The sequence below is a fragment of the Belnapia moabensis DSM 16746 genome (assembly GCF_000745835.1).
Lineage (GTDB): Bacteria > Pseudomonadota > Alphaproteobacteria > Acetobacterales > Acetobacteraceae > Belnapia > Belnapia moabensis.
Window position 1 is genome coordinate 1 of record NZ_JQKB01000124.1, and the last position, 9,869, is coordinate 9,869.

The following is a 9,869-nucleotide window of genomic DNA, read 5'->3' on the forward strand; positions in this document are numbered from 1 at the left end:
GCCTTGCCAAGCGGCCGCAGCGGATCCGCTCCATCTTTCAGCACCCGCAATTCCGCTACGCCGCGTAGTCAAGACAATGGGGGCCGCCTCAATATCTCGCTCGAACTGTGCGGAAGCGCCGATTAACTGCACCGTCATCCGACCCGTCGGTGTGGTGGTATGGACGGCTTCGATCAAGGACCAGATGCCTGTCTTGCCTGCCCCCAACCGGTCCATGACGTGCAGAAGATCGCGCAGTGAACGTGAAAGCCTGTCCAACTTCCAAACCGCCACGACGTCGCGGGCCGTACATGATTTGGCACCCGATGCAGCTCCGCCTGTCCCATCACCCGCCGGACGCTTGGTCATGGAAATCTGATTGACGCCTACGGCCTTCAACGCCGCAAGCAGCGCGGCTATGTCCTGTTCGTCGGTCGAGAGGCGCGCATAGCCCGGCAGCATGTGCACAAACCCGTTGTGGTTGAATCCAGTTAGGCAGAATATTTACGCAAGCAGCGGCCGCACAGAGTAGCTGGGGAGCGGCACGCGTTGCATAAACGTGCGTCTGCGCAACGCCCAAAGGGCGGCTTGCCCTTCGTATCTCGCGGCAGTAGGCCGGGGGAAGCAGCGCGGAAGGCGCAGCCCGTGCCCGCCTCCTGCACCGTCCAATGGGGTCGCGCATGGCCGACAGCGCATCAGCAGCACCAACTTCGCCACCCGACCAGCCAATACCGGATCTGCCACAGCGGGACGGCGGTAAGGGTCGGAGGCAGCGTTCCGCGTCATCACTCTTTCAGCTGTTCCAACGACCCGGCAGCAGCAACTGGCAGGTGCGCTTCAGCATCCCAAGCGAGGGCCAGATCCGCCGTTCCCTGCGCGGCGCCAAGGACAGTGCCGAGGCCGAGCGCATGGCCCTCCAAGTCTACGCCGAAGCCCTCCACCGGGCCAGGCTCGGCTTGCGGAGCCGCGCCAAGACCTTCCGCGAGATAGCTGAAGAGTTCGTCGCGCAGCTGCAGCGTGAGGCTGAGCGCATGGAGCGGAGACAGTTTCAGGTCGACCAGTGGCGTCGCATTGTGGAGCGCTACTTCCTTGCTTTTTTCGGCGACCAGGCGATCGACGGCATTACGGTTGTCGACATCAACCGCTACCGTGAATGGCGGAAGGACTACTGGACCACCGGCCCGGGCAAGGACGTGCCGCTCATCACCTACATGCGCGGTGGTCGTCAGATACGCCGACCGATCACAGCGAAGATGCGGAAGCCGCCGTCGCCAAGCGCACTGCGGAGCGAGTTCGTGGTCTTACGCCTGCTGTGCCGGTTTGCTGCCCAACAAGGGTATATCAATACAGCTCAGGTGCCGGAAATCCACCTCACCCGTGTGCCAGCCAACGCTCGGCCCAGCTTTGAGGCACACGAGTTCACCCGCTTGGAGCAGGTGAGCCTCCAGCGTATCGCCGACCCAAAGATCAACGACCATGTTCGACGGGACCGGGCGGTTCTCCATGCCTATTGCATGATCGCCGCTTACACCGGATGCCGACCCACTGAGCTGCTCGGAAATCTGACCTGGGGCGATGTTCTGGGCTATCGAGAGTGCCGCGAGTTGCCGATTGGTCACCGCGACATACGGCTGCGGGTTCGCGGTAAGGGCAAGCACCGTACTTTTGTGCCTATGCTAGCCGCACTGCCTTGGATCGACCAGCTGTGGGAGTTCTGGGTGAAGGCGATGAGCAGCGAACCCAATGACGATGACCCGGTGTTCGCCACCTCTGCGGGCAAGCGGCTGGGATCGGTGAAGAAGAGCCTTTCCGAGCTGCTGAAGGCCGCCGGGCTGCTGACAGACCACCGCGGTGCCCGGCGTACCGCCTACTCCTTTCGACACTTCTACATCAGCCAGCAGCTGATCGCGGGCGTCGACGTGTTCCTGCTGGCCAAGAACACCGGCACAAGCAGCGACATGATCGAGCGGTTCTATGGGCAGGTGAAACTTGAGCGCATGGCCAAGGAGCTCAGGCCGGAATGGCGCATGGCTGGCGAAGAGAAGGCCGAGCGGTAGCACCTCAGGAGTATCGCAGAGGGGCGTGACTTGACCCGATGGGGTCAGATGGCACGATCTGGCCACAATGGGAGGGAACGACAATGCCAGAAGGTGCCAGGCTTCAGCCGGAGGCCGCTGTCACGGCCGTGCACGCCACAGATGTGCTGGTGCTCGGCGCTGGCTCGGCCGGCTGCACCATTGCCGCGCGCCTTTCGGAGCGTGAGGCCACGCAGGTAGCGCTGATCGAGGCCGGCCCCGCCGCTTGGCACGACCCCTGGATCCGCATCCCTGCCGGTTTCGCCCGGCTCTACGCTTCTGGCCGATATGACTGGCGTTTCCATACCGAGGCCGAGCCGGGCCTTGCCGGTCGCAGCATCCACTGGCCCCGCGGCAAGGTGGTGGGCGGCTCCGGCGCCGTCAACGGCCTTGTCTTCCTCCGCGGCTCCCCGCGTGACTATGACCGTTGGGCCCAATCCGGCGCCCGCGGCTGGTCCTATGACGAGGTGCTGCCCTTCTTCCGCCGCATGGAAACCTGGACCGGCGAGCCCTCGGCCGAGCGCGGCACGGAGGGGCCGATCCATGCCGCCGAAGCGCGCCACACTTCGCCTGGTGCCCAGGCCTTCATCGCGGCCGCCCTCGAGATGGGCCACCAGCGGGTGCGCGATTTCAATGGCGCCTGGCACGAGGGCGTCGGCCCGATGCAGATGAATGTCCGCCGAGGTTTCCGTAGCCATTCCGGGGACATGTTCCTTCGCCCTGCCCGCCGCCGGCCGAACCTGCGCATCATGCCGGAGCGCACTGTGCAGCGCCTGCTGTTCGAGGGGCGTCGCTGTGTCGGCGCTCTGATACGCGGTCCGATGGGGCTTGAGCGGTGGGAGGCACGACGGCAGGTGGTGCTCTCCGCCGGTGCCATCGGCACACCACATATCCTGATGCTCTCCGGCATCGGAGACGGCGCTCACCTGCAGGAGATGGGCATACCGGTTCTGGTGGAGTCGCGCGGCGTCGGGCGGAACCTGCAAGACCACTTCCTACAGCGCATGCGCTACCGCGTGAGGCCGTGCGCCACGGTGAACGAACTGGTCCGCGGCCCCTTCGGCAAGCTGCGCATGGCGGCGCGCTACGCCTTCGACCGGCGCGGGCCGATGAGCATCGGGGCGGCGGAGGCCAACCTCTTTGCCCGCGTGCTACCCGGCGCCGAGGAGCCGGACATGCAGTATCTCTTCGTAAACTTCACCGTGACCAACTATGACCAGGGTCCGGACCCCTGGCCCGGATTCATGTTCAGCGCCTGCCAATGCCGCCCGGATAGCCGCGGCACGGTCACCCTGCGCAGCCCTGAGCCCGACGCCAAGCCGGTGATCCGCGCCAACTATCTCGAGGCGCCGCACGACCAACGACTGATGGTGGAAGGCGTGAAATATGCCCGCCGCCTGGCGGCCCAAGGCCCCCTGGCAGCGCTGATCGAGGAGGAGCTCACCCCGGGGCCGAAGGAGCAGACCGACGAGCAGATCCTGGAGCACATCCGCCGCGACGGCGGCACCGTGTACCACCCCTGCGGCACCGCCCGCATGGGCGAGGATGCGCTGGCCCCGGTGGACAGCCGATTGCGTGTGAAGGGTGTGGAAGGGCTGATAGTGGCAGACGCAAGCGTCATGCCCCTCGTGCCCTCATCCAATATCCAGCCAGCGGCGCTGATGATCGGGGAGCGGGCGGCGGAGTTCCTGCGGGCCGAGGCCTCAGGCGGGTGAGCCGGGGCGGCCGTGGGGACCTCACAAGTCTCCGGGGGCCGGAGGATCGGCCCTTCCACCGTCGACCCGCCGCGTTGTCAGTCGGGGGCGGACTTCGGCGTGCCCGCCGCCTCAAGGATGTCGCGCGTTCTCGTCACACGCGAGCCCCAGACACGATCGAACTCGGCAACTAGCCCCTGGAGCTCCGGCGAACCCAGGACCGCCTGCGCTCGGGTGACATCCGGGAACTCGTAAAAGGCATAATGGACCGACGGGTCTGTCCGGCTCCAGCAGCGCCAACCCCGCATTGCTCCGAAGCCGGCCACCGCATCGGGCAGGTGCTCGGTCTCATACCAGCGGTCGAAGCGCGGACGATCGGTGGTTTCGGTCAGTACCGCACGCACCATCAGATAACTGTTGTTAATCATGGGCACAGCTTCCCTTGCGGTTTTGGTTCGCGGCCGACCATGCGTCTCATCGGACCAGGGCCAGTGCATGATCTTATTTGCCAGGGCTCGGCACCGCACGGCTGCCCAGGACCGATCGCGCTTGTCACGCGTCGTCCTCATCTTCCTCTTCATCATCCGGGTCGGGGTATTGCACCGGTGATGGTCCCGCCTTCGCCAGCACCCTCGGGTAGCGAGTCTTAGCCACCTTCACGTCCCGTCCCATCAGCTCGACCCGGAACAGCCATTCGTCGCCGTAGTCGAACAAGAAGACCATGGCGTGGCCGATTTCTGGAAAGGCATTGGCGATAGGCGTCTTCCTGACACTCTGCGTCCCGGTCGCCTCACCCATATCGGCGAACAGCTCGTAGGCCGGGCGCCCGCGCAGCACCGCCCTGCCTTTCGTATCGGGATAGAAGCCAAAGGCGTGGTCGAACTCAAAGTCGAAGGCCCGGACGATCGCCTCAGCAAGCTTGGCAAGAGATTTGGCGCTGTCGATCTCAATGTCTCGGTAGATTGCGGGCTGATCCTGGAGCACCACCCGAAAAACGTGCGTCCCGGCTTCGGCCATACGGTCCTCCCGATGCCTCAACATGCGATCAGAGCAGCTCGGCGGTTCCAAGCCAAGCGCATGAGGGGACTGATGGAAAGTGGAGCACGCCTTTGACGGATCCTACAAGCAATCTGGCACACGGGGACGCCATTCGCGCCCTCGGCAAGCACTTCGGACTGACCCTCGACCGGACCCGCGGCTACCCGTATCACCGGATCTGAATGCAGTGTGGCCCCGAGATGGCCGGCCACACAGGAACGGAATGATGCCACGACCAGGGCCGCTTTCACTCAACACCGCCACGGTCCGGGAGCGATGGGGGCTTGCCGAGTGCGTTGATGGCTGCGCCCGCCGCGGCATCCCCGGCATCTCCCCTTGGCGGGATGCACTGGCGGATGCGGGCGGAGCGCAGCGCGCGGCCCGGCGTATCCGTGAGGCAGGCCTGACGGTCAGCAGCCTCTGCCGTGGCGGCATGTTCACCGTTGTTGATGCGACCAGTCGCCGCGCTGCAGTTCAGGACAACCGGCGCGCCATTGCCGAGGCGCATGCGTTAGGTGCTGCTTGTCTCGTCGTGGTGTCCGGCGGCCTTCCTCCGGGCTCAAAAGACCTGGACGGCGCGCGGGAGATGGTGCGTGACGGGCTGGCCGAGGTTCTGGACGAGGCTCGTGCTGCTGGTGTCACTCTCGCGCTCGAGCCACAATACCCGGTGGCCTGCGCCGACCGCTCCGTGCTCTCCACCTTGGCTCAGGCGGTCGACCTATGCGACGAGTCGGGCACGGGCATGGGCGTGGTTCTGGATGTGTGGCAGGTCTGGTGGGATCCTGACCTTGCCCGGCAGGTCGCTCGGGCGCACGGCCGCATTGCCGCATTCCAGGCTAGCGACTGGTTGGTGCCGACGACCGACTTGGCTCCCGACCGTGGGATGCCAGGAGACGGCGTGATTGACATCCCACGCCTACGCGCCATGGCCGAGGCCGCCGGCTACAGAGGCCCAGTCGAAGTCGAGGTGCTGTCAGACGGTGGTGGACGCGTGACCCTGGAGAGGTGCTGCAGATGGTAAAGGGGCGCCACGCAGTCGCTTGCTAACAGCCGGACTGTGCTGTTTGACCCCGGCGGGTGTCACGTGGGCCCGGCGGCGCTGTCGTGCTCACGGCGCAGCACTAACTAGGGCCCTTGCAAATCAAGCCGAGTATGAGATCGCAATGTCAGTCTTTCCATGAGCCTACTGAGGAACCGGCACCCGGATCTCAATCGGAAAATCTCCGATCACCCGAGGTCCGGCCAAAACCTCAACATGCCACACGCCAGCTTCAGATCCCGAGATTTCCAGAGCCACAGCGAAGCGAGATCGCCGGACCATCCCGCCACATGCCACAATCGCTTGTCCATATTCATGAACCCGAAATCCATCGGGGCTTCGCACGATTAGCCTCAAGTCGATGATGGTTTCCGGCTCGATCAAGCCAGTTTCGACTTCAACGAGCAAAGGCAACGGCAATCGGAACGGGTTCGTTTCGGCCATGTAGAAGTCCCAGCCACCATCGAGCACCGACCAGAGACCGTTCCTAGGGTAGATGACGTTGGCCGCGAGAATGCTGGTCACTTTCAGGCCGGCTTCTAAATCTTCGTCCGTCGGCGTCCGGCTTGTCGGCGGCACATAGGCATGCGCCCCGGGATCGCCCCCTTTTGCTGTGAGGCTTCGCACTACGCGACCGTCTTCAGTGCAAAAGTTGACAATCGTGTTCTCACCCGGACCCTCAATACCTCCCCGACCAACTCTGAACTCGAGATGGTGGATGCCGGTGTCTGGCCCGACATCAATTGGGCCGGTAGTAAAATACTCGCCCCCCTCGCCGCCACCGCCACCGACTGCGTCGTCTCCGGTCGCACCAGCACCTCCACCTCCCGCGCCTGGTGCTTCTCCAGGTGCGCCATCCAGATTGATGTTGAGGTTGCCGCCGGTTCCTCCAGGTCCTCCTGTCGCGCTGAGGCCCATTGCTCCTCCGCCCCCACCACCAGCGCCAGGCGCAGCACCCCCAAGACCGCCGAGGTTGATAGCTGGCGGACTCTCCGCCTCTATATCGAGGAACTGTTCTCGAACCTTAGCCATGGCGGGCGTATCGAGAACGGCTGTCAGACGTTCCAGGTGGAAGAGTTCAACGGCCAGCGGCTCTGCCACTTTCCGAAGTTCCTCGCGTTGGGCTAAAGTAAGCTCTTGATTTGTAACGAATGCGATGCCGCTGGCGGAGCTACTGACAGCTCCGGCGCAATCCCCTTGGAACTTCTTTTTGATCTGCCGGATGCTTTGTTGGCCCCGTGGAAGTACACTGCCATGGCGAACTGGACGCCATTCTTGGTCGCCATGGCGTCCTTTCCGCCATCCTTCCCACCGAGCGGATGGCTAGGGTCTAGGTCAGTGAAACCCTCATGTGCAAGAATTTGCGCTGCAAGACGCTCGGAAGGGGCCTGACCCTTGGTCCACTCGCGCAATCGATGCCACGTGTCGTCATAGCGAGTCTTCGCCATTGGGCGTCTCCTGATGGGAAGCGGCCGGCGGACTAAGTGCTGTGCCCCTGCCCGTCAGCAGGGCAACCCCCGGTGATATCGGCGGCCACATAAACGATCACGGCGCCAGTTCTGCCAACAGCGCTGGCGGAGGAACCCTGGTCGCACCTCTCTTAGCGCGCTTGCGCAGGGCAGTGGTGCGTACAGCGGCGATCGAAGATTTTGAAAACGAAGTATTCAGGCTCGCCCGACCTCCCAAATCGTCGCATCCCTGCTGAGGGTCACTCCTCCGGCCGCAGGGAAGTGAGGCCGGGCACCGACAAGAGCTCAGACCGATATCATGCGCGCCCTGCGGGCATCATACAGGGTATTGCAGGTGTGCAGCGTGTCCGTGCAGCAGTGACAGATTGCGTTGCCCTACATGACACCCACAGGGCGGAATTTGGCGTCTAAACTTTTGCTGTCAGGCGAACCGTACGAGCATCATGCAGGGTTCTGCGACATCAGGCACTCCACAGACCACGATCGACATGACGCCCTCAGCGACCTGCACAGGGCCAGACCAGCCGGGCGGCTTATTCAGGTGCCTCGGCCAGCTCGACTGGGGTCACCTCGACTGGCGCGACACCTTGCACGATCATGCCGAGATGTTCCGCGAGCCGCGGACTGAGGTCGATGATGCGACCCCGCACGAAGGGGCCACGATCCTCAACGGTGGCCGTGGCAGAGCGGCCGTTGCCGAGATTGGTGACTAGGACCTTGGTACCGAAAGGCAGCGTCTTGTGGGCCACCGAGGTGGAGCGGGGATCGAAGCGCCGGCCATTGGCCATCCGACGGCCGTTGAACTCGGAACCATAGTAGGACGCATCGCCCAGCTGCTGCTCACCGAGCGGACGCACCCACTGTCCGTCCATTGGTGACGCCGTCCCTACAAGCTGTACGATCCGCAGCGGTGGCGCAGCCTGGCCCAGCGGCTCTACAACAGGCGGCGGCACACTGGCAGTGGTTAGCGCGAGGTCGGCACGCGGAGCACAGGCGACGGTGAGGGACAACAAGCCCAAGGTGGCGCAGCTACACGCCGCACGCCGAGCAGTGGCCCCCACTAGGTGGCAACCTCCTCCTGCAGCCTCATTCGGCGTGCAGCAAAGTCGCAGCGATCACACGACAACATGCGTGAGCGGCAATCAATCGCCATGCAGGGCTTCTCCTTCGGCTTTCTCGTGCCTGCCAGGCTATCCGGAGCGCAGTAGCAGAGGCGGTGCCCACTGGAGAGCGGCACGGCACAAATGGCATGCACTGCTCTAATGAAGTACCAGTCAGGCACGCTTGACGTGCTGGTCGTGACAGACCCGGCAGGAAACATCGGCGATGATCGGTATACGATCATCGCGATTGCGGCAACCATATGTCTCCGGCCGCGGTATCAGTCCGACTTGATTCCAGCGTCGCGGATGATCGGCTCCCATTTGCCCATCTCGACCTGCAGCCAATGCGCCGCGCTTTCAGGCGTGCTGTCCGTGCGCACTTGCATGGCCAGGTCCTCGAGCCGTTTCTGGACCGCGGGCTCGGCCAGCACGCGGTTGATAACGCCATTGAGCTGCCCCACCACCGCCTCGGGCGTGGCCTTCGGCATGAGCACCATATGCCATGTGTAGGCCTCGTAGTCTGGCAGGCCCTGCTCTTTGAAGGTCGGCAGGTCCGGCAACTGCGGCAGGCGACGCTCAGAGCTGACAGCCAGTGCCTTCACCTCACCCCGCTGCACATAGGGCAGAGTGTTGTTGGCCACATCCAGCATCATTGAGACGGTGCCGTTCAGCAGGTCCGGCATAGCGGCAGCTGACCCACGGTAGGGGACGTGCGTCACTTTCAGCCCGCCGGATTGGCGGAGGAAGAGCTCCGAAGCCAAGTGCAGTGCGCCGCCGTTGCCGGAGCTGCCATAGTCGTACTTGCCAGGAGCATCGCGGTAGAGTCGGACCAGATCCTGAAGGTTGTTCACCGCCAGGTCCTTGTTCACCATCAGGACCATCGGGATCTGCCCGACCAGCGCCACCGGGGCGAAGTCCGCTACCGGGTCGAAGGGCAGCTGCGGGAAAAGCGGCCGGAGCACCGCGTGGGAGATGGTGGTGTAGAGGATCGTGTGACCGTCGCGTGCCTTCGCAACCACGTCCGTGCCCACCACCACACCCGCGCCGGTGCGGTTTTCTACGACGGGCCGCTGCGGCAGAACCTTCGCCAGTTCCTCTGCCAATAGGCGAGCCGGAATGTCGGTTGGTCCGCCAGGGGCGTAAGGCACAACGATGCGGAGCGGCTGGTTCGGCCAGTTGGATACCGGCTGCGACCGCGCAGGCGCGGCAGCGAAGCTTCCGAGAGGTAGAGCTCCGACGAGGCTAAAGAGCGTGCGGCGGTACATGGTTGGTCCTCCGACTGGTCATGTGGTTCAAGCAGGTAACAACGGCGCGAAAGGCCACCGGTGCCCACCGCATCGGACCGTCGCACCCCTGCGGAGGACCACTCCGCCGACCGTGCTAGTGCACTGACTCAAACGGAAGGTGCAGGAAGCCTGGCCAGCGTGCCGAGGATGGTGTCGGCAGGCCTGGTCCAGGCGAATGGCTTGGCC

General features: G+C 64.1%; 10 protein-coding genes. 3 read left to right on the top strand and 7 right to left on the bottom strand.

All coding sequences use genetic code 11. From position 1 onward, the window contains the following. Positions 1–441, bottom strand: a 441-nt coding sequence (locus EP26_RS33960; protein ID WP_157033867.1) for a recombinase family protein, incomplete at its 3' end; no start/stop codon positions are given. A gap of 368 nt (positions 442–809) precedes the next feature. Here EP26_RS33960 and EP26_RS27760 point away from each other — a divergent pair. Both EP26_RS27760 and EP26_RS27765 read left to right on the top strand, forming a co-directional pair. Beyond that, the gene (locus EP26_RS27760; protein ID WP_245624551.1) at positions 810–2,036 is read left to right on the top strand and encodes a tyrosine-type recombinase/integrase; all 1,227 of its coding nucleotides are present in this window, start codon (positions 810–812) and stop codon (positions 2,034–2,036) included. 128 nt (positions 2,037–2,164) lie between these two features. Then, a complete protein-coding gene (locus EP26_RS27765) occupies positions 2,165–3,769 on the top strand; it encodes a GMC family oxidoreductase (protein WP_043343960.1) in 1,605 nt (534 codons plus the stop codon). 77 nt (positions 3,770–3,846) lie between these two features. On the opposite strand, the gene EP26_RS27770 is transcribed toward EP26_RS27765, so the two are convergent. Together EP26_RS27770 and EP26_RS27775 are read right to left on the bottom strand one after the other, a co-directional pair. Then, positions 3,847–4,176, bottom strand: a complete 330-nt coding sequence (locus tag EP26_RS27770) for a hypothetical protein (RefSeq protein ID WP_043343947.1) — start codon at positions 4,174–4,176, stop codon at positions 3,847–3,849. Between the two features lie 124 nt (positions 4,177–4,300). Then, a complete protein-coding gene (locus EP26_RS27775; RefSeq protein ID WP_043343949.1) occupies positions 4,301–4,765 on the bottom strand; it encodes an IS1096 element passenger TnpR family protein in 465 nt (154 codons plus the stop codon). 247 nt (positions 4,766–5,012) lie between these two features. Here EP26_RS27775 and EP26_RS27780 point away from each other — a divergent pair, with 247 nt between their 5' ends. Beyond that, positions 5,013–5,807, top strand: coding sequence for a sugar phosphate isomerase/epimerase family protein (locus EP26_RS27780; protein WP_245624552.1), 795 nt, complete (start codon positions 5,013–5,015; stop codon positions 5,805–5,807). Between the two features lie 162 nt (positions 5,808–5,969). Here EP26_RS27780 and EP26_RS35665 read toward each other — a convergent pair whose 3' ends face one another. From EP26_RS35665 to EP26_RS27795, 4 genes are all read right to left on the bottom strand, one after another. Beyond that, positions 5,970–6,926 (bottom strand): hypothetical protein, encoded by a 957-nt coding sequence (locus tag EP26_RS35665; RefSeq protein WP_157033868.1) that lies wholly within the window; start codon positions 6,924–6,926, stop codon positions 5,970–5,972. Between the two features lie 23 nt (positions 6,927–6,949). Beyond that, positions 6,950–7,273, bottom strand: a complete 324-nt coding sequence (locus EP26_RS35670; protein ID WP_157033869.1) for a hypothetical protein — start codon at positions 7,271–7,273, stop codon at positions 6,950–6,952. A gap of 554 nt (positions 7,274–7,827) precedes the next feature. Next, a complete protein-coding gene (locus EP26_RS27790) occupies positions 7,828–8,166 on the bottom strand; it encodes a septal ring lytic transglycosylase RlpA family protein (RefSeq protein ID WP_043343953.1) in 339 nt (112 codons plus the stop codon). Positions 8,167–8,675: 509 nt separating this feature from the next. Beyond that, the gene (locus EP26_RS27795) at positions 8,676–9,662 is read right to left on the bottom strand and encodes a Bug family tripartite tricarboxylate transporter substrate binding protein (RefSeq protein ID WP_043343956.1); all 987 of its coding nucleotides are present in this window, start codon (positions 9,660–9,662) and stop codon (positions 8,676–8,678) included. Positions 9,663–9,869 lie beyond the last annotated feature (207 nt).